Here is a 25,379-nt window from a genome sequence, read left to right as displayed (position 1 = left end):
TGACTGGCTATCACCAATTTCAACGGTTTTTTTGCAACCTGACCACATTCGACAATACTTATATCCTAGGGACTGCTGACCTTTCGTGGTTAAATTTTGTTCAGATAAACCCCTATTAACGGATACTTATTTTCTATAAAGGCTCGATCTACGGACAAACTTATGAAATTACGTCGCTATTCCCTTAGTCTTCATATTGGTAGTTTATTCCTGATTTTAACTTCAATCGTTGGTGGCGTTTTAATCCTAATCAGTTATAACCATGCCCAAGCATTACTCACCGAAACCGCAAAGCAGCTCAGTTATGAAAACAGCCGTAAAATCGAAACCGAATATAAACAAAGTATTGGCCCAATCCTGACCACACTGGATTTCCTTGCATTCAGCACGTTTGTCGAAAAGGAGCACTCCCCGATTGACGATAAACGCTGGTTGGCATCAATGGCGCTGGTGTTTCAAAAAAATCCCAATTTGGTTGCCATCTACTTTGCCGATGACAATGGCGATTTCACCATCTTACGCCCACTGTTGAATGAACAAAATATCAGGCGCTTCAATGCCCCGAAAAACGCTGCATTGTATGCACAGCAAACCCAAATCAATGGGCAGAGTGATATCTTTTTTCTTGATGAACAATTCCAGCAAATTAGCCATCGTCAGACTTTTGATAACCAGTTTGATCCGCGCGAACGCCCTTGGTTTCTGTCTGCTCAGACTGACGGGAAAATTCGGCTGACAGAACCCTACTTCTTCTATTTTTTGAAAACTCACGGCGTAACCCTATCACGGCGCTCACCAGATGGTCACAAAGTTGTTGGCGCTGATTTCACACTGGATTCTTTGTCGAAGCAAATCGATGCCATTGGCTTTTCTGAAGATACAAAGCTCATCTTGTTTGATCAAAAATATAATGTCTTAGCTCAACATGATGCCGGTGTATCGGTGAGCAATACCCCGGCAGAGAATCACCGCAAGCTGGAGAACTCATTATTTACACCGATTCTCCATCGGATCAGTAGTCAGGTTCTTTATGAAACCGTCAATCATGGAGGCAAGGATTGGTCTATCACGTTGACCCCCGTGACACTGAATCCTTACGTCACTTTAATGTTAGCAGAAGCAACCCCACATAATGCCCTATTAGCCAATTTATTATCGATGCGGGACCAACAGCTGAAAGTGGTCGTCATTCTACTCATATTCTGCTTTCTGATCGCTGCGATGATTGCATCAAGGCTAGCAAAACCTTTAAAAAATTTGGTCCAGCTTTCCGACAGCATTACACGATTTGAATTTAAGAAAACACGTTACCCTAAGTCGATGATTAAAGAAGTCGCGAACCTATCTCAGTCATTGCAGTTAATGGAACACACGCTGTACGATTTACTGAAGTTACTCCGCAAGACAGCCAGTAATTATGATTTCAATACACTGGCAAAAACACTCACCCAGCAAAGCTATCAGATCACCCGAGCAGAAACGATCATTCTGTACATCTTCTCTAATGAAACAGCGTCATTCACGATACTGACGAATCATGCAATCATCCCGTTCAAAATAGATATCAATGATTTACTGAATGAGACACCTTGGCTCAAGTCACAATTACAAAAAGGAGAGGTGGTTCACCTCAATAAGCAAGATAACATCATTAAAAAGTACCGCGACCAGCTATTTAATACGGATATTTACCTGTTCCCGCTTTTGAATCGGCGTCAGCAACTGATCGGTATTCTCAATCTCGGCTATGAACGCCCGATTACTCAGGAGCAATCAGACAAACACGCCTTCCTGCGTGAATTGATGAGCTTTGCACAAATCGCCAAAGACAATATTGACACCCTGCAACAACAGAAAGAAGTGTTCTACGCATTCATCGAGCTCATTACTTCCGCAGTTGATACCAAGTCTCCTCAGACACGCGGCCATTCCCAACGCGTTCCGGCTTTGGTGCAGTGGTTGGCAGAAGCAACCGTCACCGACACGCATTATTACCCTTATTTCAAAATGGATGCTGCACAGTGGGAAGAGTTAAATGTTGCCTCTTGGCTGCATGACTGCGGAAAAATCACCACGCCTGAATATATCTTCAATAAGGCGACCAAGCTTGAAACCATTTATAACCGGATTCATGAAGTCCGAATGCGTTTTGAACTACTCAAACTTCAGGCTGAAACGGATTACTGGAAGGGACTGGCGGAAGGGAAAGACCAAACAACCTTACTGGCCGAGCTTGAAGCGATCCACCAAACCTTGGATGAAGAGTTTGTCTTCGTTGCCCAATGTAATGTAAACGATGAACCGATGAACAATGAAAAAATCGAGAAGTTACATCATATTGCACAACGCAGTTGGAAGCGCACATTGGATGATCAGTTAGGCGTCTCCTCGATTGAGCAACAACACGCGGGCAAATCGAGAGCGCTACCCGTCATGGAAAAACTACTCGACGATAAGCCAAGCCACTGTGTGACTTGGGAATCCGGTAACTACTCGAAAGAGACATGGCAGGATCGTTTTTCACTCAAACCGGGTGAGCTGCTATACAATCGGGGAGAGCTGCATAATTTATCCGTTCGTCATGGCATGTTAACGGAAGAAGAACAATTTATCCTCAATTCACATACCGTACAGACCCTGATGTTATTGGAAAGACTGCCCTATCCGGAACATCTGAAAAATATTCCGAAAATTGCAGCGTGTCATCATGAACGCATGGACGGCCGAGGATTCCCCAGAGGGTTAAAAGGTGAAGAACTCTCGGTTCAAGCCAGAATTATCGCGGTGGCTAACGTCTTTGAATCGCTCACCTTCCGTGATCGACCGGATCAACAAGTCAATATGCTGTCAGAAGTCATTGAACGGATGACGGAAATGGCCGTCAACGGCCACTTGGATCCGCGTCTCTATTTACTCTTTCTGGAAAACAAACTGTATCAGCGTTATGCCGAAACATTCATGGGAAAAAACCAGATCACGCAGATTGACCCGAACATCCACATCAAGCGCGTCAAACAATATCTGAAAACAATGACGCATCAGATATGATCGTGAAAACAATAAGCCCGGCCAGACGGACACTCATATACAAAATAAGTTGATCGAAGCGACACTTTTGGTTGATGTAAATCAAATTGTCAGAGAGAATAGAGATCAGTTTTTTGCTCTTTTATGATAAGCATCATGGATATTGATAGTACCTATTATTGCCATAGAAAGAGCCGATTTTCTATTTTGGTATTGTGCTGTTACCGTTGGCACACGCTAAATACCTCGTTTTTAAGGGAAAGATGATGGTAATACCTGAAAACAGCAGCATCGTAATATTTGGTGCTTCCGGCGATCTCACTTACCGCAAACTTATTCCTGCCTTATATCATCTATATGCAAACAATCAACTACCAAAATCATTTGCAATTTTAGGTGTAAGTCGAACGGAATATAGTGATGACTCCTACCGGGAAAGATTGAAAAAAACCCTTCAAGAACTGGAGAAAACAGTTCCTGAAACGCTGGAATTATTTTGCCAGCACCTTCATTATCAAGCGATTGATACTGCCAATGTCGATGACTATCAAAAATTGTCTGAACGGCTGGAAACACTGGCCGAGCAATATCACTTTGAGCAACGCAACACCTTATTCTATCTGGCAACACCGCCAAGTCTGTATGGCGTGATCCCCAGCTGTCTGGCCGCGCATGGATTAAACGATGAAGGCCAAGGCTGGAAGCGTCTGATTATCGAAAAACCATTTGGCTATGACCTCGAGTCAGCGCAAGAACTGGATATCGAAATCCACCGTCACTTCAAAGAGCATCAAATCTACCGTATTGACCATTATTTGGGTAAAGAAACCGTGCAAAACCTTCTGGTTTTCCGCTTTGCCAATGGTATGTTTGAACCACTCTGGAACCGCAACTTCATCGATTATGTCGAAATCACCGGTGCTGAGTTCCTTGGTGTAGAAGAGCGTGGTGGATACTACGACAACTCAGGTGCAGTGCGAGACATGTTCCAGAACCATTTGCTGCAAGTACTAGCAATGGTCACGATGGAGCCACCGGCCGCGATTAATGCGAATTCTATCCGGAATGAAGTCAACAAAGCGCTGCAAAGTCTTCAGCCACTCAGTGATGAAGATCTCCGGCACAACTTGGTCCTCGGACAATACACCGAGTCTGAAGTCCGGGGAAAATTCCTGCCGGGCTATCGGAATGAGCATGGGGTTGCCGAAGATTCACGCACCGAAACCTATGTCGCGCTAAAAATGTTTATCAACAACTGGCGTTGGAATGGGGTGCCCTTCTATGTCCGTAGCGGTAAAAGACTGCCGACCCGCGTGACCGAAGTCGTGATTCACTTCAAACGCACGCCACACCCGGTATTTGCTCAGAACGCACCGGAAAATAAACTCGTGATTCGAATCCAGCCCGACGAAGGCATTTTAATGAGCTTTGGTCTGAAAGAGCCGGGTGCCGGTTTCCGAGCAAAAGAAGCATCAATGGACTTCCATTACACCTCTTTGGAAGAAACCAACATGCTCACGGCTTATGAGCGTTTATTGCTCGACGCCCTAAACGGCGATGCAACATTATTTGCCCGCACAGATGCGGTTGAGGCTTGTTGGAAATTCGTTCAGCCGATTCTGGACTACAAACAAGACCCGACCTCTTTATATGGATATGCCTGTGGGACATGGGGCCCTAAAGAATCGGATGAGCTGCTGCAAAGAGATGGCAGAGAATGGCGATTCCCCTGTAAAAACTTAACCAATACGGATTATTGTGAATTATGATCAACCACAAAATTTTTCAAACTGCCGATGAAGTCGTGCATTCGCTTGCTGACGACTTAAAAACCTATAGTGAACAGGGACGCCCTGTTCATATCTCTCTGTCCGGTGGTAGCACGCCCAAAATGTTGTTCAAACTGCTGGCGTCTGCCCCCTATGCGACATCAATTCAGTGGCACAATCTCCATTTTTGGTGGGGTGATGAACGCTGTGTCGCCCCTGACGATGCGGAAAGCAACTACGGTGAAGCAAACGCACTCCTGTTTAGTCAGATTCAAATTCCGGCAGAGAATATCCACCGGATTTTAGGGGAAGATGATCCGGCATCTGAAGTCGAGCGCTTCGCCCAAGAAATGCTGGCGCAAGTCCCGACTCAAGACGGAACCCCAGTATTCGATTGGATTCTGTTAGGCGTCGGTGCCGATGGACATACTGCTTCACTCTTCCCCGGAGCAACCAATTATCAAGATCCTGCGCTGGCACTTGTGGCTTCTCACCCTGAATCAGGCCAATTGCGTGTTTCTAAAAGTGCCAAAGTCCTTCAAGCTGCTAAACGAATCAGCTACTTGGTTCTCGGTGCCGGGAAGGCAGACATTGTCCATGAAATTCACACCACCGCTGCAGAAGCATTACCTTATCCAGCGGCTAAAGTTCAGTCCTCTCAAGGTGAGACTGAGTGGTATTTAGATAAAGACGCAGCAGCAAAGATTGCGTGAGGAGATAAATTTAATGAAAGGCGATATAGGTGTTATTGGTCTTGCGGTGATGGGACAAAACCTAATTCTTAATATGAACGACCATGGTTTCACAGTCGTTGCACACAACCGGACCACATCCAAAGTCGATGAATTCTTAGCAGGCCCTGCCAAAGACACCAATATTATTGGTGCTTATTCTTTGGAAGATTTGGTTGAAAAGCTAGAGAAGCCACGCAAAGTCATGCTGATGGTTCGTGCCGGTTCAGTCGTTGATGCATTTATCGATCAGTTAGCACCGCTCCTCGACGAAGGTGATATTATCATCGATGGTGGGAATACCAACTATCCGGATACCAACCGTCGTGTTGCTGCGTTGAAAGAGAAAGGCATTCACTTCATCGGTACCGGTGTATCCGGTGGTGAAGAAGGTGCGCGCTTTGGACCATCGATTATGCCGGGTGGTTCACCACAAGCATGGCCAGCAGTCAAACCTATCTTTCAAGCTATTTCAGCCAAAACCGATACAGGCGAGCCTTGCTGTGACTGGGTTGGTAACGATGGTGCCGGTCACTTCGTTAAGATGGTGCACAACGGCATCGAATATGGTGACATGCAGCTGATTACTGAAGCTTATCAATTCATGAAAGACGGTCTTGGTCTGAGCCATGAAGAGATGCAACAAACCTTCAGCGATTGGAATAAAACCGAACTGAACAGTTACTTAATCGAGATCACCGCGGATATTCTTGGCTATAAAGATGAAGACGGTAGCCCGCTGGTTGAAAAAATTCTGGATACGGCTGGTCAGAAAGGCACCGGTAAATGGACTGGCATCAATGCACTGGATCTCGGTATTCCACTGACGTTGATCAGCGAATCCGTATTTGCACGTTGCCTGTCGGCACTCAAAGAACAGCGCGTTGATGCTGAAGCACAATTTGGTAAATCTATCGCGAAAGTGGCTGGTGATAAGCAAGAATGGCTTGATGCATTACGTCAGGCACTGTTGGCTTCAAAAATCATCTCTTACGCACAAGGCTTTATGCTGATGCGTGAAGCATCTAATGAGAACGGCTGGGAACTGAACTACGGTAACGTTGCACTCATGTGGCGAGGTGGCTGTATTATCCGTTCAGCATTCCTCGGTAATATCCGCGATGCGTATGATGCCAACCCTGAACTCGCTTTCCTAGGGTCAGATCCTTACTTTAAAGGTATTCTGGATCAGTGTCTTGCTGCTTGGCGTAAAGTGGCTGCCAAATCTCTGGAAGCCGGCATTCCAATGCCTTGTACCACATCAGCGCTGACATTCTTAGACGGTTATACAACAGCACGTCTGCCAGCAAACCTGCTTCAGGCGCAACGTGATTACTTTGGGGCGCATACCTATGAGCGTGTTGACCGTCCGCGTGGCGAGTTCTTCCACACCAACTGGACAGGTACAGGCGGTGATACCGCTTCAACAACTTATGATGTCTGAAGCTCACAAATTAGAAAACAAATCGTTCGCTTATTAATAGATTTGTGATTATTATTTGACCTTTCTATCGATGCTGCTTAGAATCAAGCAGCATCTTTTTTCAACCATCACATATCCATCGTAACAAATAGAGAGATTGAAAAATGTTTAACAAACATTATGTCCTTATCCCTGCAGAACTTGATATCGAAACGTTTCGCTCACCAGAAACAAGCGAAATGACCACCACAGAAAGAGAGGAACTGGTGCGTCAAGCTCAGGAACTCGGCATGCAACAATGCGCGACTATGCCTGAGCATAAAAAAAGTTCTGACTATAGAAAATGTGCCTGAGCAGATGCGCATCAAGCATACTGCAAATACACATCATCACTGACCTAACACGTTACGGATGCTCGTGTTAGGCATTAGTCAATTTAATCTTTAATCGCTTCGTTCGATAGTTCAGGTGCTTTCCCCTTGCGGATCACCACACAAGATGTCTGCTTCTGTTTGCCATAGCCAATAATTTGAGTGAGAACCGCTTTGCCGACCGGAATATAAGCGGCTGCAACGACCTCAGACTGATCATCAACATGTGGATCATGAATAAAGAAAAAGTGTTCGCTCATGCCACTGAGTAAAATCCAGTGCGGTTCTTTGTTTCCCGTAAACCGATAAGTGCTGATCAGCAATAAAACACTCGCCCCCTCTTCCAACCAACCCTCAAACTGAGCCTGTGTGGGTGGCATATCCGTCACCGTGACATTCGAATACCCTGCCAACTGCTGACAAAAATCCTGATGGACTAATTCAATCACCGACTTTTTATTCAGATCCCGCACACCATCAATGAATGGCACCGTTGAAGAGCGACTCCACAGCTCGACTTCAAATCCTCGCCGTGCCGCAGCCAACGCCAGACCATGTCCGCTACATCCGCCATGTCCGGAGGTCATGTAGATCGTGGTTGCTTCTCGCCATAACTGTAGCTCATGAATCCGAGTCAATTCGGTTGCAGACTCAAAGCGCGCAAAGCTCATCAACAGGCAAGCCGCACCACATGTAAACGGCGTTGTTTGGACGTAAAGGGGCACGGGTACTTCCAAACGAGGCTCATGCGGATCGAGCCGTTTTTGCATCCGAATCCCGTCACATTGGTCATCGTAATAATGCATCAGTATTCTGAGCCGTTTATAGCCCATTTTTTCATATAATTTTAACGCGGCCCTATTGTCATCCCGAACTTCTAGTCGTAATGTACAAGCACCTTGATCAAGAGCTGCACGCTCACATTGCCCCATCAGTTGCTGGGCAATACCTCGGCCTCTGAAGTCAGGGTTTACGGCAATCGAATACAACCTTGATAGCTGTGTACCTTGGTGAAACAGAAGTAAAGCATAGCCAGCCAATTGAGTGCCCGATTCGGCAACAAAAATGGCAGCATGTGTCGATTTCAGAAACCGCCGCATTTGACGTGGTGAGATTTTGTCTCCGGTGAAAAGCTGTTGCTCTAGTGCATTCAGCGCAGAAAGATCAGTGTGGTTCGCATGACGAATGTCCATACGATGCCTCAAAAGGTTAGAAGATTGCGATGCAATACTATGTCGATACTTTCATCTCCACAAGAGACTTATCTTCATAAGAGACGAAGTATCATGCAACCGGAATTATAGGCCATGGCAAATCTTTTTATTGTGACCGATCATACCAATGACTGGCACCAATATTTCCCTTCCGATCAGGTTATCAACGTTCAAAGCTACCTGAACACCAACTGGAAACCGACGCATAAATCGATTCAGATCGTCAACTTATGCCGCAGTTACGACTATATGAGCAGTGGGTACTATTGCTCACTGATGGCAGAAGCGAGAGGACACCGCGTGATCCCCCGGGTCATGGCGATCAATGATATCCATCAGCCGTTTCTGCACTCTTCGAATCTACTCAAGCTGAATAAACTCTATCCGTCCGAACATGCGTTGCAGTGCAAAATTTATTTTGGCCGCACACCACAAAACGGGTTAGAGAAGCTGGCACGTCATTTGTTTGAACAATTCATGATTCCGGTGATTCATCTAGAGCTATCAAGACATAATCAGCAGTGGCATATCAAATCAATTCAGCCATTCCCGTTTCAGGATCTAACCGACCCGGAACAGGACTTCTTCATTGAATCGCTGGAAAAATTTTCCCGCAAAGTGTGGAAGACTCCCAAACAAAACAAAGCCTCTCGCTATGATCTGGCGATGCTGACCGATCCGGAGGAAAAAATGCCCCCGTCGGATAAAGCCGCACTCAAGCGCTTCCAGAAAGCAGCCCAACGATTAGGCATGAATCTGGAAACGATTACAGCGGAGCACTTCTCCCGTTTGGGCGAGTTTGACGGGGTATTTATCCGCGCAACCACCAACATCAGCAACGAGACCTATCGTTTTGCAAAGACGGCCGAGAAAATGGGATTAGTGGTGATGGATGATTCCGAATCCATTATGAAATGCACCAATAAAGTTTTTCTAACCGAATTACTGCAACGCAATCATATACCTACCCCGAAAAGTGTGATTGTGCAGAGCTTCGATCCGGACTGGCAGGAAAAGCTGCTCTCTGAGCTGTCGTTCCCGATGGTGTTAAAAATTCCTGATGGTGCTTTCTCCCGGGGTGTCATCAAAGTGACGGACGTTGACTCGCTCAATCAAGAAGCAGCGTTGTTGTTTGAAAAAAGTGCGTTGATTCTGGCTCAAGCATTCATGCCGACCGACTTTGACTGGCGTATCGGTATTCTCAATCGACAAGCAATTTTCTCATGTAAATACATGATGAGCCGCGGCCACTGGCAGATATATCACCACCATAATAATGGCAGAACAACGTCCGGCAGTTTTGAAACTCTGGATCTCAAACAAGTGCCCAAACATGTCATCGACACGGCACTGAAAGCTGCTAATTTAATTGGTAATGGTTTATATGGCGTTGATTTAAAAGAGATCAATGGTCAGGTGTATGTGATTGAAGTCAATGATAATCCAAGTATCGATCATCATGTAGAAGATGCCTTCTTAGGGGACCTACTCTACGACCGAATTATGACCGAATTTCTGCGCCGTATTCAGATGCGAGGATTCTGAATTCCAATCGTTTCATGCTGCTGTTTTGATCGCATCTGACATCACCACCAGCCACCTCGTACCGCGGTGGCTGTTCTCCCCTTCCTCAACACAGACTTTGTTACATATATAAGTGTGACTCACCTCAATTTATTGATGCTATTTATGTGATGCGCTTCTCAGGTTAATTGAAATGTATTTTTAGTTTCATATTAAAAAGTAAAACTAAACCGTGAAATAGTTGATCATTTTAGTAGTGAGTTATCAATTTTGATGTATTGATTATTCACGAACGAAATCTCACATAATCATGGAAAACAACGTCAAGTGGATCAGAAATGAAAGTCAAAACCTCATTATCATGTCTCTCGATTGCCATCGGAGGCATTCTTTCGCTCTCGGCACATGCCGATATTCTCCTTTCACAATATGTGGAAGGTTCCGGATACAATAAAGCCATCGAAATAGCCAATACCGGAGATGAAGCACGCGCTCTGGACGGCTATACCCTGGCGAAATCAACCAATGGGAACGGCGAGTGGGGCAATAAACTCTCCCTCGACGGGCGAAGCATTCCGGCTCACGGGGTGCTCGTCATAGCCAATAGTCAGGCCGGCGGTGACATTCTGGCAGTCAGTCAGGAAACCAATACCACTGTCCTGAACTTTAACGGTAATGACCCGATCGCCTTACTCCGCAACGGTGCGGTACACGATGTGATCGGCACGATGGGCGGCAACGATTTTGCCAAAGACGTCACTTTAGTGCGTCAATCCAATCAATTAACTCCTTCACCGACCTATGTCGAATCACAATGGCTCACTGCCGGAAAAGACAATATCGACGGACTCGGTGCCGTCGACAGCCCGGTATCGAGCTTTACCTGTGAGGGCGAATCCTTTATCTCCATTCAAGAAATTCAAGGAGAAGGCAACCGCTCGCCACTGCTCAGTGGCTCAAGTAACACCACCGATCAACAATATACCGTTCAGGGTGTCGTCAGCGCCGTCACGACAGGGCTCACTAAAGGCTTCTATCTGCAAGCGCTGGAGAATGACTACAATAGCAATACTTCGGAAGGTCTTTTCATCTACACCGGTCAGTCAGCCGCTGATCTCAAACCCGGTGATGTGGTCTGCGCGAAAGGGAAAGTCAAAGAGTATTATGATTTGACCGAACTCTCGGCTGATAACCATCAATGGGTCAAACAGGGAGAGCAGCAACCGCCACAAGCAACCGATGTTGCCTTAGCCGAAGGGGATGATAACTTTGCCCAAACGCTAGAGCGCTATGAAGGGATGCTGGTTAACCTGCCATCCAGTCTGGACATGCGTGTGACTCGTACCTTCAGTTACGACTATGATGCCAGACGCAACAATATGGTGCTCGCTCAGGGGCGTTTGAATGCCCAGCCGAACCAAAACTTTGTGGCAGGCTCGGAGCAAGCCAAACAACAAAGTCTGGACAATGCACAGCATCGTCTGTTTATTGAATCGGATCAGATTGCTGATGATGGCAAAATCCCTTACTACCCGCAGTTTGGCCGGAGCGACGCAGATCAAGACGGTTCTACCGAAGATTATATTCGCGTCAATGATACCCTCAGCGGTGCCCAAGGTGTACTCACTTACAGTTATGGTGAATATCGCCTGATCATGACCAATACGCTGACTCAGGATAACTTCGTTCACAACTCGCCACGCCGCGCTTCACCACAGTTGAAGAATGGTGGTGACCTGCGCATTGCCACATTCAACGTGCTGAACTATTTCAATTCTCCATTTGGCGGTGATGCGAATCCTTATGGCAGTAACCGTGGCGCGAAAAGTGCCGGTGAATTTGAAATCCAGCAAGAGAAAATCGTGCGGGCAATTTTGCAACTCGATGCCGATATTATCGGTCTGATGGAAATTGAAAATAACGGTTTCGGCGATGGCGGTGCCATTCATCAGTTGGTTGAACAACTCAATCAACAGATAGACAAACCGGAAAACCGCTACCACTATGTGGCGATAGACAGCAATCAGGACGGCACCATCGATTCACGGGATACTGTCGGCACCGATGCGATTACCACTGGCCTTATCTACCGCAATCAACATGTCTCTTTAACCACGCCACGCATCATTCATATGCCATCGCAACAAGCACCTGCTGTGTATGACAAAGACGGCAATATGATTGAAGACGGTAAAAACTATCAGCGTGATACCCTCGCCCCGACATTTAAAGTCAGTAGCAGCAACGGCACCGAGCAAACACTCACCGTTGCAGTGAACCACTTTAAATCCAAAGGCTCAGCCTGTTGGGAAGATGCGGCTGCAGTTGAAAATGGCGGACAAGGTCAGCAAGACCCGGATTTCCAAGGCTCATGTGAGAACTTCCGCGTTGCCGCTGCCGTTGCACTGGGAGAAGCGTTGAAAACCATCGAGGGTCATCAGGTCATTCTCGGAGACCTCAATGCCTACGGCAAAGAAGATCCATTGCTGGTGCTGACCGATTACACCCCTGAGAAATATGGCAAAACCATCCATGCCGCCAGAGATACCTTCATCAATGGCAAACCGCAGTTTGGCGATCAAGGGGCTGACATCACACATGGCTACGGTTATATCAGTGCAGTGAGTATGATCCATCCTGACAACTGGAGTTATTCGTACAATGACGAAGTGGGCTCTTTAGACCATATTTTGATTAGCCCAAGTCTAAAAATGCACGTGATTGATGCCACCGATTGGCATATCAATGCGGCTGAGTCTTCTCTGTTTGATTACAATAACAAACATAAAGGCGACCTCCCTAAATATCGTGACCAATACCGGGCATCAGATCATGATCCTGCGGTACTGGAACTAAAAATGGGCGGCTCGGTCAGTGGCGTGCTATTGGTTTCTCTGTTTGGGTTATTGGCGATTCGACGTCACGCCTAATAATACCTTTCTTCAATCAGGGGACGCTTGTCGTCCCCTGTCATTGTTTTGAGACTGGCATTTGCCTGATCCTGAACGCGTCACCGCTGCATAAGCACTTTTGCTATTTCTCCCCGCCTCCGGCTCCCAGATTTGACGCACAATTGCGTTCCTCAATTTCAGAGACATCGTTACTCAGTGCGCCAGTTCATCTTTCAAAGATGAAAGACGAACCAGAAAATCTTTTTTTTGTTGGGCTTGGGTGTGCGCTTTCCAGAATCGGCTTTTACAGGCGTCCTGCCCGGAAAAGCCTAACCATTCATCCGTGAATGATTTTCTTTGTTGGGTGGATAATTTAAGTTGGGTGAAATCTTTTTAAAAAGCCAGCTTGATCGATGATCTCAGGGTAAAATTCACGGATGAATTTTAAGCTTTTCGTGAGCAGGAGCGAATAAAAGCGTCCCTGATAACAGGTACTGAACTCAACCCTAGACCTTTTGGGGTACTTTTCGGCCTTGAAAAAGTATCTGGGGCGCTTTCGAAAATGCTAATGAAATCAATGAATATGATTGCGTCCCAAACATCTATATCACAAGTCTTATTAGTCTAGCCTTTGGCACCGAATTTTGACGCACAATTGCGTTTCTCAATTTCAGAGACATCGTTACTCAGTGCGCCAATTCATCTTTCAAAGATGAAAGACGAACCAGAAAATCTTTTTTTGTTGGGCTTGGGTGTGCGCTTTCCAGAACCGGCTTTTACGGGCGTCCTGCCCGGAAAAGCCTAATCATTCTTCCGTGAATGATTTTCTTTGTTTGGTGGCTAATTTGAATGGGGAGAAACCCTTTTGAAAGCCAATGAGTCTCTGAACTCAGGAAAGTCATCGCACATCACACCGCAGCAACATTATTTCCCTTGAGGATCAAAACGCTGCAATTTTGTACAAAACCTATCTACATCAAAAAATGTCATGTTTGTGTCAATTTTTTCTGGCGATTTTCTGTAACCTATTCAATGCTATGTAGGGTATCTCGATGCTTATTCGAGAACAAATGGAGCTTATCCGAGATGTACATGGTGGTGAAAATGTTAGTGAATCATTTGTGAGTGAGTTAGACAGTGTTGTGCTGTAATTTCTGACGTAGTGATGTTTTTTACTGGTATTTCGTCTGTTTTTTCATGCGATTAGGACAGAGTTTTCATCGAGTGGCGGTAAGTTATACAGAAGTATTCTCATAGAGTGGTTCTGTATAATAAGCTGTTAGGCATCTTAGATCGGAGAATAAACTAAGAGTGGATTGGATCACATTTACATCTAACCTGATTGGGCAAATTCTGTCATGGCCAGTGGCGGTAATCGTTGTTGCCATTCTTTTTCGAAAGCCTATTGCTGAGCGAATAAAAGATGTTCGTCGCATTAAAACTAAGCATTTTGAGGCGGACTTCGGTGAGCAATTAGAAAAGGCCAGCCAAACTCTAAGTGACTTGGAGGCAAAACTTCCTAGAGAGAAGAAGCCTGTCAAGGCCGTACAACCTCCACCGCCTAAGTCTCGGGAAGAGCTCCAAAAAGAGCTTATCGAATTGATACCAAATGCGGCTATCCTAGATAGTTGGCGAAACGTGGAGTGGACGCTCAATCACTACTTTGAAAGCAGGGGAATTGAACCTCCTAAATCAGGCCAGACAATACTCGGTCATTTAGATTACGATCCTAATTTTCCTCCTCAACTTGTTTCGGCCTATCAAGAGCTTAGACTTCTGAGAAATCGGGCGGCCCATGCTCATGAAAACGTAACCCCGGCACAAGCTAAAGAATTTGAAGCGCTAGCTGATCGTCTTACGTATGCACTTATGCAAGCTGCCGAATTGAGCCGTGGAATGTAATGCCTAACAAACCGCTCAAATTCGTTCCGGCCACAAAAAGCGTGGCCTCCACCGGACTCGCTAGCGCTCGCCGTTTAGCGGGGCGTTAGCCACTCAATCATATTTAAGGAGGATTTATGCAACTCAAGGAAATAAAGATAAAAAACTTCAGAGGCTATAAAGAGGAAACCTCCATATCATTTGAGGATGGATTAACGGGTATCACTGGAAGAAATGACGCAGGAAAATCCACGATACTTGAGGCACTCGAGATTTTCTTTAATAACAAGTCTGTGAAAATAGATAGTGATGATAAAAATGTAGAGTCTGGTGAATCTGAAATCAAAATATCTTGTGTTTTTGATGAGTTGTCTGAAGAAGTTGTTGTTGATGAGAATTATCCCACAAGCTTTAAAAATGAGTACCTGCTAAATAGTAATGGTGATATCGAAATATCGAAGGTGTACAAGGTACAAAAAACAGTATCGGCACCTGCCATTTTAATTCGCTGCATGCACCCTTCTCTCGAAAGCACTAATGATCTACATAGCTTAAAACTAGCGGAATTAAAGGCTCGAGGCAAAGAGTTAGGTATCGATGGAGAGGTACAGGATAAGCGAGTTGCAAGTTTATGGCGTTCTGCTATCTGGAATAAATTTGATAACTTACAACTGACGGACTTCGATTTGGATGTCAGTGCGCTGGAAAAAGAATCAAAAAATATATATAAGAAAATTGAGGCGGAAATGCCTACATTTGCCTTGTTCAAGGCTGATAGAGAGAGTAACGATTCTGATCCTGAGGCAAAAACCCCAATTCAGGTTGCGGTAGATCAAGCCAAAAAGTCACTTCAGCAAGAAATAGACGAGCTGCAAGAAAAAATCGAACAGTCTGTTTTGGAGGTCGCAGAGCGTACGAAAGAAAAATTACGAGAAATGGATCCAGCGCTGGCGTCGGAATTACACCCAAGGTTTAAGGATAAACCAAAGTGGACTTTCAATTTCACGTTAGATGGCGAGGGTGGAGTTCCGATAAATAAACGTGGTAGCGGTGTTCGAAGACTTATTTTGCTCAACTTTTTTAGAGCTGAAGCGGAAAAGGTTAGGGTGGAAAAGAGCTCTCCTAAGGTTATATACGCTATTGAAGAGCCCGAAACATCACAGCACCCAAGCTATCAAATCATGCTAATTGAAGCACTAATCGCTTTGTCATGCAGACCTGACTGCCAAATTTTATTAACAACGCATGTCCCAGCGTTGGCCGGCCTTCTGCCTGTAGAGTCTATTCGCTTTATCGAAAAAGACGAAAATAACACTCCTAAAATAACCAGCGGGTCAGATGAGGTCCTTGAAAAGGTAGCAATCAGTCTAGGAGTACTTCCTGAAAGTGAAATTGCATCATCACGGGGTGTTCTCCTAGTAGAAGGACATAGCGACGTGACATTTGTTAACCATTCCGCTGAGCAATTAAAGATTAATGGTGATATTGAAAACACCTTGTCTGAACTGGGTATAGCTTGTATTCCTATAGGTGGCTGTGGAAATCTAAAGCACTGGGTATCCAAGAAGCTTATTGATCAACTGGGTTTGGAGTGGGGAATATTAATGGATTCTGATCTAGGGGATCCAATTCAAAACCCAAGGAATGTGGAGAAGATCTCTGAACTGAAGAAGCAAGGAAAAATTGCTCTCCTTACCAAGAAAAGAGAGCCTGAGAACTATCTAGACCCTGCGCTTTTTCAAGCTTCTCATGGTATCAACATTGAGTACACAGATACCTGTGATGCGAAAAAGAAAATCGCAACAGCATTAACCGTCAGAAAAGATGATGTATTGGAAAGGTTCTGGCCAAGGATGACAGCTGAACAAATTAAAGAAAGATCAAAATATTGTGGTGACGATGGCGTAGACAGATATGAAATCGAAGAAATTATTCAAACTGTCTCACAGCTGGCAAATGGCTAATAAGTTGCTGCACGCGGATAAATTACCGGTGAGCAAGGCGTTAAGTGCCCGAGCAAGGAGAAATCATGCAAGCAATCGTATTCATCGGATACATCATTTTAGGGCTTTTCCAATTAGCAGCAGTAATGGCTGGCCTTGAGGATTGGGTAGGTCTGCATTGGATAATCGCTGCACCATTAGCACTGTTTATTGCCTACATTCCCTTGGTTGGCACAGTCGTCGGTATGTTCGGTGCTGTAACAGCATGGCATTGGTCTTGGTTACAAGCTGGCGGTTTGTTCTTTGGTCCGTTTGTTGTCATTTTAATTATCGCAATTGTTTCCGGTGCGCTAGAGAGTCGCAGATAATGCCAATTGCAGTAATCTATATCGCATCGGGCATGCTTTTTCTTGGTGCTGCGCCATTGCCCTATGGCTATTACATGCTGCTTCGAATTGTAGCAACAGTGGTATTTGTATGGGCTGTCATAGTCGCATATAAAAAGAAAGATACTGTTTTACCTTGGGTATTTGGCGTGTACGCAATACTGTTCAACCCAATAATAAAAATTCACCTTCCCAAAGAGTTTTGGGCAGCAATCGATATTAGTGCAGGTATTCTGCTATTGACAGTTCAATCAAAAATAAAAAAATCGGCAAATGAAAGAACTTAACAAGTCAAGGCAGCAGGACGCGCTAAAGCGCGCCTCTGCTTGAAACATTATGCCTAAAGGAAGAATCGTGGAAATAACCGAAGAAAATAAACTAGAAGAAATTCTAAGGTTGGCAGCTGACGAGCCAGCCCATCGACCACAATTCTGTGAAGTTCTACTAAGTTCTCAGGTATTTTTACTTGGTACAACGGGAGTTTCAGGCGCGGACGGAGAAGTGGATCTCGAAGCTGGTAGTAAAATTCAGATACAGCATTGGGAAAAAGCAGATGGCTCACCTGTAATTCCTTTCTTTTCTTCGCTAGAAGTGTTGCAAAAATCAATCAATAGCGAAGAATCATATTTGGCTCTACCAGTACGTTCTTTGTTTGAAATGACGCAAGGAGCTACGCTATTTCTTAATCCAAAATCCGACTATGGCAAAGAATTTGTTCCTGAAGAAGTTGCACATTTGTTATCTATAGGTATCAGTCAGGCTCCATCCCAGAGAGTGGTAAAGAAAGAAACTAAGGTACTACTGGGGCAACCTTCTAATTACCCTTCAAAGATGGTTGACTCATTGACCCAGCTATTGGCAAAACATGGCAGTGTTAAAAAAGCTTATCTGGCACTCATGCATGACACATCTGTTGATGAGAAACCTCATCTAATAGTTGGCATAGAGGCAGATGGTGATATTGAAAAGGTTATGAGAGAGGCTGGCGCTGTAGCTGGCGATACCGCGCCCGAAGGCGAGCCTGTTGATCTGTATAGGGTCAATGAAAATGATTCTGGCCTTAGCCAGTACTTTATAAATCAAACTAAGCCATTCTACGAGAAAAAATGGGGTTCAAAGCTCAAATCGTGGTTTGGCGTAGGCAAGGCATAGCAAGGTGCTGCTAGGGACAAACCTACGCTGCGCTTCGGTTTGCCCCAGAGCACTGCGTTAATTTTTTAGGTGCGAGGAGTGTATGGCTAATAAAAAGAAAGCACGGAAAGAGAAGCTATCAATTTATCTCGCAAGGGAAAGTGCCAAGCCCGACTCGGACCTGATTAAACTTGAGAATGCTAAAGAGGCAGTAGAGCTCGACCTTCCAGAGGTTGAGGCAGCCGTTCTTTATGTGAAAAAGCAGCCACCAAAAAACCCGCCTCCATGGACCAAATTGTTTACCGAAAATGAAGCGGTCGATGCCTCATTATTTGGGGTCTCCTCGAATGTTGGTTCAGTTTTTATCGTGCGGACCGGAACGGCTACATTTGTTTTATCTTTTGGAACAGGCTTTCATTTGCTCAAACCAGAAGCTATTGAAAGGGATTTTGGGCTGAAGGTTACTCTCAATTCTGTTGATCCCGATAAGCTTAGAAGCTTAGATAAAGCTAGTTATGATCACAATCCACTCAACTCTAGAACGCAAAGCACCAGAGATGTGGATATATTCAATCTTCATCTTGATTCAGAAATGGAGATGCTGTACGCAATTACAGGGTCGTCTCAAGTAAAGGAGTTTGGCAGCCACGTTACAGGAAGAGATGCCCTCACTATCGCAGTTGAGGCGTCACTAGACGATATACCAAGAATCCTAAAGACTGCGTACTCTCAGTATAAAACAACCCTGCCTAGTAAGTTTAGCTGGGTTGAAAATATCAATCGAGTAAGGGATTTGGATGAAATCGAGATTCTTGATCTAGAGCTAGACGAATGCTTCAAAACAATGGCGGCTGAAAGTTTTTGGTTAGGAGAGCCAGAAATTGTAGATTGGGAAAGCCAGATCGGTTACTCATTTAGTATGTACCCTAATTCGCCCCGACACGCTGTGCTTTTGTTTCAAGACTATTTAGATTACTTAGGAGGAGATTTGCCATCTGTCGAGAGGATGAAGTCTGATGTTATCCATGTGAACAATTCGGAGTATCAGTCTGTTAAGAGTTGGTCGGTATATCGTTGCTTATATGCCGAAATTTCTTTCGATGGCAGTCAGTACATTCTAAGGAATGGCGTTTGGTACAAGGTAAACAATGACTTCGTCTCAGCGGTTGACGAATACTTGGAAGAACTTGAAGAATATGATTTTCAGTTTCCTGTCTATTCTCATGATCGAGAAGAGGAATACAATGATCATGTTTATAAATCCCAGACTGGTTTTTGTCTGATGGATAAAAAGAACATAAAAATAGGTGGTCCATATGATAAATTGGAACACTGTGATTTGATTCGAAATGGAAGAGACTTTGTGCATGTCAAGGTGTATAAAAGTTCTAGCACTCTGAGTCATCTTTTTTCGCAGGGCTTCGTCGCGGCAGAGGCATTTGTTAAGGACGGTTGGTATCGAGAGAGGTTGAATCCAAAATTACCGGCTTCAATAAAATTAGCGGACGCCAAGGCGAGGCCCGATCCACAAAATTATTCAATTGTGTATGCAATAGCAACTAAGAAAAAGATTCCTGAAGAGCTTCCGTTCTTTTCAAAGGTTACTTTAAAGAACGCACTCAGAACTTTAAAAGCACTAAATTACAATGTCGCGCTTGCTAAGATAGATGTTGATGATAGTGTTCTTAAAACAAAGAAATATAAGCCAAAGAAAAACTAACAAATGGCTGTTGTCGGACGCGCCTCAGCTTCGCTTCGGCACGCCGCAAAGCCGAGCGTTATATCTATTGGAGGTACAGTGGATAAAAGTATAAAAATTCAAGATGATAAGCTGGTTGTGTCAGACCAAGGCAACATAGTAGCAGAATTAAAAGTATTAGACGGAATGGACCCACTGCCATTTTTGGTTGAAGACGTGTCGTCTAATGTTATAACTCTAATTAAACAAGTCACTGCGCACGATTTTCCAGAAGGACTCACACTATATACTACTGATTGCCATGGGGATCCAAGGTTTTCATGGGTAGATTTAAGTCGTGAGCTGAAATCCGACAAACTATTAATTGATGTAACACTGTCAATAGATTTCATAGATTGGGCTAAACCTTTTACAATTACGCAGTTTAGTGAACGTTATGCACAGGAAGTAGCCGTTAATGGGTATGTAGGTTTAGCGGGCGATGAAGATCTTGGTTCAATGTATATCCATATTATCAAAGAGGTAGAAGGCAACGACCTGATTGGTGACCTTATTAATCAAACTATTGAGCATGCGGCAAATATCTACGAACAGACGGAGTTCAAGTTAAATAGAAATGTACAAGATCAAGTATTGATTAAAATTTTCAATTTTCCACCTAACTACCAATTTGTGTGCGCTCAGTATTTAGTATGGTTTGGTGAGTTACTTTCTGAGATTGGTATTAATGCAAATATTCACTCTGAACAAAATGGAAGCCAAACAAAGTTAATAGTGGCACCAGAGAATGCACCAGAAATGCTTTCAGAAGTTGAGAGGTTGTTTCATTTATATCTAGCCCTTCCATATTCAGAGTTTCTTCCTGCACATACTTCCACACCTTATGAGAGAATGGTAGTTTCAAATCTTCAAGCTCAAATCAACAGCTTTAAAAGTCAAGTTCAGTTGAAGGACTCGATTATTGAACTTAAAAATGAAACCATCAATAGCTTGCAAAATAAAGTTGAAAAGCAATCAGAAAGGTTAATGCTTTTGGATTGCCTAGATGAAAAAATAAGTTTATTTGATGGTGCCATAAAAATTGGAAATATTGAATGGGGTGCAATAAGCATCAACCCTAAGCTTCTATTAGATAAAATAAAATAGATATAACAAGGAAAATCAATCAGACGCATAACGGTTCGTCATTGTTTTTGCTAAAAAAAGCTAGCAAAAACACTGCCAAACCTATGCCCTCAACCCTTGTTCCCACGGCCCTCCGTGGGAATACATACCGAGTCCAAAATTACCATGATTGGCAGATATCAATTCGTCCTGTTTCGCCTTCATGATGACGAGCACTGAAATAACGCCAGTGAGTCACTTTATCGACCTAGCCTATTTTAACAAGGTTTTGGTGAATCGATTCAACCTTCTGATGCATCATTTCATCACTTTGTATTCATTCAGGGTATACGCCTTCCTGCCAAAACTGATCGCTTATTGCGGATGATGCACTGGATGATAACCAGGGGTGGTACAAACGCTGAACTTTGCGTACCACTTCTAAGTCAGGTATGCATTCCCACGCGAAGCGTGGGAACGAGGTGCATTGCTGAGCTTTCAGCCTTGCAAAATAAAGAGCATCTCGAATTCACGAAAAAACCTATGGGAGCACTTTATGATGTTTCTGGAAAGTTGCCTGATGTGGTCTTTTCAGTTTGCAACGAGCTTGATTTAGAGATAGAGGAAAAAGATTATCGATCTATCTTTGACGAATTCCTTCAAAGAATTGAGTCACAACAAAGCCTAACCAGTGAATGAAGCCGACCAATTTTCCGCTGCCGCTCTAAATTGGTGGCTTATTCTGGCGTTATGCGAATCTGAACTCATGCCTTTGATAGTGCTTGAGGGACGAAGAACAGGTGTAGATAAACATTTTAACTCACGCGTTCAACTAAAAAATCCACCATCGCCCGAACTACGGGGCGTTTCGCACTACTGGCTTTCCATGTGAGATAGATCATAGCGTCACCTTGCTCAGTCAAAGAAGGTTGCCAACTAGGTAAGAGCTCAACCAAACGCCCTGCTTTTAAATCGTGTTCAGCAAACACACGACTCACTATGGTAATACCCTGATTTTCACGAGCCCAGATTAGCAAGGGAGCACCGCCTTTTGAGGCTAATACAGGGTCAATACGAACTTTGCGGGTTTCATTGCCTTTTTTGAAATACCACCAAGTAAACTGGCGCGGACGCAAGAACGCCAAACATGGATGCTGGCGTAAATCTTCAGGCGAAGTTAAAGGCGGATGCTTGGCAAGGTAATCAGGCCCAGCCACTAACACAGCAGACATATCCAACAAGGGGCGATAAATCAAGTTAGAGTCTTCCGGACGACCATAGCGAACCGCCAAATCTGCATTGCTTTCATAAAGGTCTTCCATGCGATTTTCTAAGCTAAGACCAATTCGCACATCTGGGTAACGCTGACGAAATTCAGGCAACAGCGGTGCTAGCATCTCTCGCCCAAAGGTATCAAAAGTCGTAATTTGCAACATGCCTTCCACGACTTCTCTGGGCTTGCGGAAGCTCTCTTTCACTTGTCCCACGGCACTAACGATACCCTGGCATTGACTATAAAACTGCTCACCATCTGGGGTTAACTCAAGATGGCGTGTTGAGCGAACCAGCAACTTAACACCTAACTCATGCTCTAGTTGATCCAATCTGCGTGTCAGAGTACTTGGTGTTTTTCCCAACACAGAAGCGGCCGCACTGAATGACCCCAGTTCTATTACTTTGACAAACTGCTCCATGGCTTCCAGCATTTTTATCCCCTTACACATGGAATTTATAGCGTTTTTATCTTTGCAATTATTGCAAAACAAGAACAGCATTAAATTTAATATACGCAAAGAAGCAAAGAGAAGAAAATAATTCCTATAGCCACTTACCATGACAAGGAGCACACAATGAATACGATTGAAGCTATTCGCCATCGTCGTTCGATCAAACAATACGATCCGAACTATGTGATGAATCAGGAAGATCTAAATACGATTCTACAAGCCGCAGTATTAGCACCAACCTCTTTTAACATTCAGCATTGGCGTTTTGTCCATGTACAAGACCAAGCCATCCGTCAGCAACTCAGAGCCGCCGCATGGGATCAAGCGCAAGTGACCGATGCATCAACATTGTTGCTAGTCACAGGGGATACTCTGTCTTGGCAAGAATCGCCCGAGCGCTACTGGGCAAACGTGGACCAGCAAACGAGAGAAACTTTGGTGACCATGTTACAAGACTTCTATCGTGATCGAGAATGGCTGCAACGGGATGAAGTCATCCGTTCTGGAGCCATGGCGGCACAAAATATCATGCTCGCCGCCGAAGACCTGGGTTATCAAACCAGCCCCATGATTGGTTTTGATATAGACAAGGTAGGTGAAATTATCCGCTTACCGGAAAATCACGTAATTGTGATGATGCTGGCCATTGGCAAAGGAACGACTCAAGCCTACCCTCGCGGTGGCCAACTACCTCTTTCCGAAATTGTTATCAAAGATCAGTTTTAAAATATTAATAACACTGAGTATCAAGTTTGAAGTGCGACAGAAATAATTAGATTCCATAGTACGTTTCCTCTGGTGTCTTGTTGTTGAATCGTTTTCTTGGTCGAGGAGAATTGAGCGCTAGTGCGATTCTGTCGCACTAGCGCTGTGTTACATTTCTCATGCTCTCCGTTTGAGGAAGGTGTTGCCGGATGAGTCCACATAAGACGATGCCGTCAACAATTAATTTTTACTCATAGCATCCCATTTGCTTTCGTCTCTGAGCATTGAATTCAGGATGACAGCCATCTTCCTGATGCTGGCAATAATGGCCACTTTCACGGTTCAACCCTTGTTCCCACGGTCCTCCGTGGGAACAAGGTGCAAAGGCCCAGCTTCATCAACGAAATAAAGAGTGGCATCGGGATACTTGGATTGAAATTGTCTTGCGAGTTTTATGATGGATGTTTTCGCACGAGAAACTCTCCCATAATGAACAGGCTGCGCTCCACGTTGGTCTTCGATATAGGCGATTTCAACAAGTTCTTTATGGGTATCAAGACCAATGAAAAGTATGTTATTTTTTGTCATACTGATCTCCAATTTTTAGTTTCGTTAACAAAACTATTATGGCTCTAGCTTTCAGCTAATCCACGATTGATTGGAGATCAGCAGTCTTAGTGGGGAGTCATTATTTCTATATATTTTCATAGCTAGGGAGATCAATTTGTTAACCATCATAGCGCAATTAAAAGTAAAGGAAGAGATGCTTGACGAATATTTAGAAATGGCGTCAATGCTGACGGCAGAAACAGTAGGTAAACGTAAAGGTTGTATATCTTATTCGTTCAATCAAAGCCTTGAAGAACCAACGGAATTTGTACTTTATGAGCAATGGGAATCAGAAGAAGACTTAACTTCCCATATTGAATATTTAAAAGTACTTTTAGGTCCAGTCAAACCAGGTGGATTTTTGCCAGAAAAGCTGATGAATATGTATGAGTCAGGACAACCTTATTACTATAAAGTAATCGAATAAATATATAACAAGCCAGTGCAATTGACTGGGGCATCATGCGCCAAATATAGGATTTACATCCATACTTTTATGTAAGATTCTGATGATTTGAATATTTTGGCTACTGATTTGTTGATAAAAAATAACATGGCTGCCTTGAGGAAACTTTTTGTAGCCATTTCTGATTTCATCACAGTTTTTACCGATATCAGGGTTTTCAGCTAATAGCCAAAAGGTCTCGTCGAATTGTTTTACGTAAGCATTTCGCTGTTCGCGCCCCCACCGGTGATAGGTAAATAGAGCGATGTCTTTTAAATCAGACTTCGCCCTATTGGTCAGTTGGAATGGTTTCATTTTTTCTCTTCGCTATCGAGTTCATTGATAAACGAATTGAGGTCATAGTCAGCCAAACCACTCTCTTCACCTTCAACAAGTAGTTGTCGTAAGGTGTTCATTTTCGTTTCTTGCGTTTCAAGTAAGCGTAGAGCAGAGCGGATAACTTCGCTCGCAGAACCATAGCGTCCGCTTTGAATCTGGTTAGCAATAAAGCTATCAAAGTGTTCACCCAAAGTAATGCTGGTATTTTTAGCCATAACGCCCTCCTTAGTACCAAATAATACCTAATTATGGTATCACTTCAATTGTATTGCAAATCGCGCATAAAAAGCACATGAAACATCAACATTCACTATCCTGAACATTGAACAGCATTTAACAATGCTATCAATTTGATCGCTTTCTGCGGTGCTTCAAGCGGTAAATAATAGCGACCAAGATTAGATGACATCATCCTTACCCCCACAGAAAACCGCTCAATAATCCCCCAACAGCTGAACGT

The 25,379-nt window shown here is 44.1% G+C and carries 21 protein-coding genes and 1 pseudogene; 17 read left to right on the top strand and 5 right to left on the bottom strand.

What is annotated here, in order from left to right:
* The first annotated feature begins 162 nt into the window (after window positions 1-162).
* From MKS89_RS17225 to MKS89_RS17205, 5 genes are all read left to right on the top strand, one after another.
* Complete coding sequence (locus tag MKS89_RS17225) at window positions 163-3,048, top strand: HD domain-containing phosphohydrolase (protein ID WP_072954790.1); 2,886 nt, start codon at window positions 163-165, stop codon at window positions 3,046-3,048.
* 245 nt (window positions 3,049-3,293) lie between these two features.
* A complete protein-coding gene (gene zwf, locus MKS89_RS17220) occupies window positions 3,294-4,796 on the top strand; it encodes a glucose-6-phosphate dehydrogenase (protein ID WP_072954788.1) in 1,503 nt (500 codons plus the stop codon).
* Window positions 4,793-5,509 carry a 6-phosphogluconolactonase gene (gene pgl, locus MKS89_RS17215; RefSeq protein WP_072954785.1) on the top strand — a complete coding sequence of 239 codons (717 nt, stop codon included), beginning with the start codon at window positions 4,793-4,795 and terminating at the stop codon, window positions 5,507-5,509. The genes zwf and pgl overlap by 4 nt, the downstream gene beginning before the upstream one ends.
* A gap of 13 nt (window positions 5,510-5,522) precedes the next feature.
* Window positions 5,523-6,971 (top strand): decarboxylating NADP(+)-dependent phosphogluconate dehydrogenase, encoded by a 1,449-nt coding sequence (gnd, locus tag MKS89_RS17210; protein ID WP_072954783.1) that lies wholly within the window; start codon window positions 5,523-5,525, stop codon window positions 6,969-6,971.
* Between the two features lie 143 nt (window positions 6,972-7,114).
* Window positions 7,115-7,303: a hypothetical protein gene (locus tag MKS89_RS17205; protein ID WP_072954781.1), complete on the top strand. Its 189-nt coding sequence runs from the start codon at window positions 7,115-7,117 to the stop codon at window positions 7,301-7,303.
* 83 nt (window positions 7,304-7,386) lie between these two features.
* Here the strand turns inward: MKS89_RS17205 and MKS89_RS17200 are convergent, their stop codons facing one another.
* Entirely contained in the window at window positions 7,387-8,514 is a 1,128-nt protein-coding gene (locus tag MKS89_RS17200; protein WP_072954778.1) for a GNAT family N-acetyltransferase/peptidase C39 family protein, read from the bottom strand.
* Window positions 8,515-8,628: 114 nt separating this feature from the next.
* Here MKS89_RS17200 and MKS89_RS17195 point away from each other — a divergent pair, with 114 nt between their 5' ends.
* From MKS89_RS17195 to MKS89_RS17150, 10 genes are all read left to right on the top strand, one after another.
* Window positions 8,629-10,080 carry a RimK family ATP-grasp domain-containing protein gene (locus MKS89_RS17195; RefSeq protein WP_072954775.1) on the top strand — a complete coding sequence of 484 codons (1,452 nt, stop codon included), beginning with the start codon at window positions 8,629-8,631 and terminating at the stop codon, window positions 10,078-10,080.
* Window positions 10,081-10,397: 317 nt separating this feature from the next.
* Window positions 10,398-12,989: an ExeM/NucH family extracellular endonuclease gene (locus MKS89_RS17190; RefSeq protein ID WP_072954774.1), complete on the top strand. Its 2,592-nt coding sequence runs from the start codon at window positions 10,398-10,400 to the stop codon at window positions 12,987-12,989.
* Between the two features lie 1,272 nt (window positions 12,990-14,261).
* Entirely contained in the window at window positions 14,262-14,852 is a 591-nt protein-coding gene (locus MKS89_RS17185; RefSeq protein ID WP_072954771.1) for a hypothetical protein, read from the top strand.
* A gap of 116 nt (window positions 14,853-14,968) precedes the next feature.
* A complete protein-coding gene (locus MKS89_RS17180; protein ID WP_072954768.1) occupies window positions 14,969-16,795 on the top strand; it encodes an ATP-dependent nuclease in 1,827 nt (608 codons plus the stop codon).
* A gap of 65 nt (window positions 16,796-16,860) precedes the next feature.
* Window positions 16,861-17,142, top strand: a complete 282-nt coding sequence (locus MKS89_RS17175; protein ID WP_072954765.1) for a hypothetical protein — start codon at window positions 16,861-16,863, stop codon at window positions 17,140-17,142.
* Entirely contained in the window at window positions 17,142-17,447 is a 306-nt protein-coding gene (locus tag MKS89_RS17170; RefSeq protein WP_072954763.1) for a DUF6804 family protein, read from the top strand. The genes MKS89_RS17175 and MKS89_RS17170 overlap by 1 nt, the downstream gene beginning before the upstream one ends.
* A gap of 67 nt (window positions 17,448-17,514) precedes the next feature.
* Entirely contained in the window at window positions 17,515-18,312 is a 798-nt protein-coding gene (gene sseB / locus MKS89_RS17165; protein ID WP_072955105.1) for an enhanced serine sensitivity protein SseB, read from the top strand.
* An 82-nt stretch (window positions 18,313-18,394) separates the two neighbouring features.
* Entirely contained in the window at window positions 18,395-20,011 is a 1,617-nt protein-coding gene (locus tag MKS89_RS17160; RefSeq protein ID WP_072954761.1) for a TIGR04141 family sporadically distributed protein, read from the top strand.
* A 78-nt stretch (window positions 20,012-20,089) separates the two neighbouring features.
* Window positions 20,090-21,136, top strand: a complete 1,047-nt coding sequence (locus MKS89_RS17155; protein ID WP_131814844.1) for a hypothetical protein — start codon at window positions 20,090-20,092, stop codon at window positions 21,134-21,136.
* Between the two features lie 462 nt (window positions 21,137-21,598).
* Window positions 21,599-21,793 (top strand): hypothetical protein, encoded by a 195-nt coding sequence (locus tag MKS89_RS17150; protein ID WP_131814842.1) that lies wholly within the window; start codon window positions 21,599-21,601, stop codon window positions 21,791-21,793.
* Window positions 21,794-21,909: 116 nt separating this feature from the next.
* Here MKS89_RS17150 and MKS89_RS17145 read toward each other — a convergent pair whose 3' ends face one another.
* A complete protein-coding gene (locus MKS89_RS17145; RefSeq protein ID WP_072954753.1) occupies window positions 21,910-22,800 on the bottom strand; it encodes a LysR family transcriptional regulator in 891 nt (296 codons plus the stop codon).
* 144 nt (window positions 22,801-22,944) lie between these two features.
* Here MKS89_RS17145 and MKS89_RS17140 point away from each other — a divergent pair, with 144 nt between their 5' ends.
* Window positions 22,945-23,547, top strand: coding sequence for a nitroreductase family protein (locus tag MKS89_RS17140; protein WP_072954750.1), 603 nt, complete (start codon window positions 22,945-22,947; stop codon window positions 23,545-23,547).
* A 363-nt stretch (window positions 23,548-23,910) separates the two neighbouring features.
* Here MKS89_RS17140 and MKS89_RS17135 read toward each other — a convergent pair.
* A pseudogene (locus MKS89_RS17135) lies at window positions 23,911-24,114 on the bottom strand (IS110 family transposase); the annotation flags it as partial.
* A 136-nt stretch (window positions 24,115-24,250) separates the two neighbouring features.
* Here MKS89_RS17135 and MKS89_RS17130 point away from each other — a divergent pair.
* Window positions 24,251-24,562 (top strand): putative quinol monooxygenase, encoded by a 312-nt coding sequence (locus tag MKS89_RS17130; protein ID WP_072954747.1) that lies wholly within the window; start codon window positions 24,251-24,253, stop codon window positions 24,560-24,562.
* 33 nt (window positions 24,563-24,595) lie between these two features.
* Here MKS89_RS17130 and MKS89_RS17125 read toward each other — a convergent pair whose 3' ends face one another.
* Window positions 24,596-24,895, bottom strand: coding sequence for a type II toxin-antitoxin system RelE/ParE family toxin (locus tag MKS89_RS17125; protein WP_072954745.1), 300 nt, complete (start codon window positions 24,893-24,895; stop codon window positions 24,596-24,598).
* Window positions 24,892-25,134, bottom strand: coding sequence for a type II toxin-antitoxin system ParD family antitoxin (locus tag MKS89_RS17120; protein WP_072954743.1), 243 nt, complete (start codon window positions 25,132-25,134; stop codon window positions 24,892-24,894). The genes MKS89_RS17125 and MKS89_RS17120 overlap by 4 nt, the downstream gene beginning before the upstream one ends.
* Between the last annotated feature and the right edge of the window lie 245 nt (window positions 25,135-25,379).

The organism is Vibrio gazogenes (assembly GCF_023920225.1).
Lineage (GTDB): Bacteria > Pseudomonadota > Gammaproteobacteria > Enterobacterales > Vibrionaceae > Vibrio > Vibrio gazogenes.
The sequence above is the reverse complement of the archived record's forward strand: the minus strand, read 5'-3'. Positions and strand labels throughout refer to the sequence as shown.

Excerpts from the sequence above, each read along its gene's own strand:
- MKS89_RS17225 (WP_072954790.1), top strand. The coding sequence starts at position 163 with ATGAAATTACGTCGCTATTCCCTTAGTCTTCATATTGGTAGTTTATTC.
- zwf (WP_072954788.1), top strand. The coding sequence starts at position 3,294 with ATGGTAATACCTGAAAACAGCAGCATCGTAATATTTGGTGCTTCCGGC.
- pgl (WP_072954785.1), top strand. The coding sequence starts at position 4,793 with ATGATCAACCACAAAATTTTTCAAACTGCCGATGAAGTCGTGCATTCG.
- gnd (WP_072954783.1), top strand. The coding sequence starts at position 5,523 with ATGAAAGGCGATATAGGTGTTATTGGTCTTGCGGTGATGGGACAAAAC.
- MKS89_RS17205 (WP_072954781.1), top strand. The coding sequence starts at position 7,115 with ATGTTTAACAAACATTATGTCCTTATCCCTGCAGAACTTGATATCGAA.
- MKS89_RS17200 (WP_072954778.1), bottom strand. The coding sequence starts at position 8,514 with ATGGACATTCGTCATGCGAACCACACTGATCTTTCTGCGCTGAATGCA.
- MKS89_RS17195 (WP_072954775.1), top strand. The coding sequence starts at position 8,629 with ATGGCAAATCTTTTTATTGTGACCGATCATACCAATGACTGGCACCAA.
- MKS89_RS17190 (WP_072954774.1), top strand. The coding sequence starts at position 10,398 with ATGAAAGTCAAAACCTCATTATCATGTCTCTCGATTGCCATCGGAGGC.
- MKS89_RS17180 (WP_072954768.1), top strand. The coding sequence starts at position 14,969 with ATGCAACTCAAGGAAATAAAGATAAAAAACTTCAGAGGCTATAAAGAG.
- MKS89_RS17175 (WP_072954765.1), top strand. The coding sequence starts at position 16,861 with ATGCAAGCAATCGTATTCATCGGATACATCATTTTAGGGCTTTTCCAA.
- MKS89_RS17170 (WP_072954763.1), top strand. The coding sequence starts at position 17,142 with ATGCCAATTGCAGTAATCTATATCGCATCGGGCATGCTTTTTCTTGGT.
- MKS89_RS17160 (WP_072954761.1), top strand. The coding sequence starts at position 18,395 with ATGGCTAATAAAAAGAAAGCACGGAAAGAGAAGCTATCAATTTATCTC.
- MKS89_RS17145 (WP_072954753.1), bottom strand. The coding sequence starts at position 22,800 with ATGCTGGAAGCCATGGAGCAGTTTGTCAAAGTAATAGAACTGGGGTCA.
- MKS89_RS17140 (WP_072954750.1), top strand. The coding sequence starts at position 22,945 with ATGAATACGATTGAAGCTATTCGCCATCGTCGTTCGATCAAACAATAC.
- MKS89_RS17125 (WP_072954745.1), bottom strand. The coding sequence starts at position 24,895 with ATGAAACCATTCCAACTGACCAATAGGGCGAAGTCTGATTTAAAAGAC.
- MKS89_RS17120 (WP_072954743.1), bottom strand. The coding sequence starts at position 25,134 with ATGGCTAAAAATACCAGCATTACTTTGGGTGAACACTTTGATAGCTTT.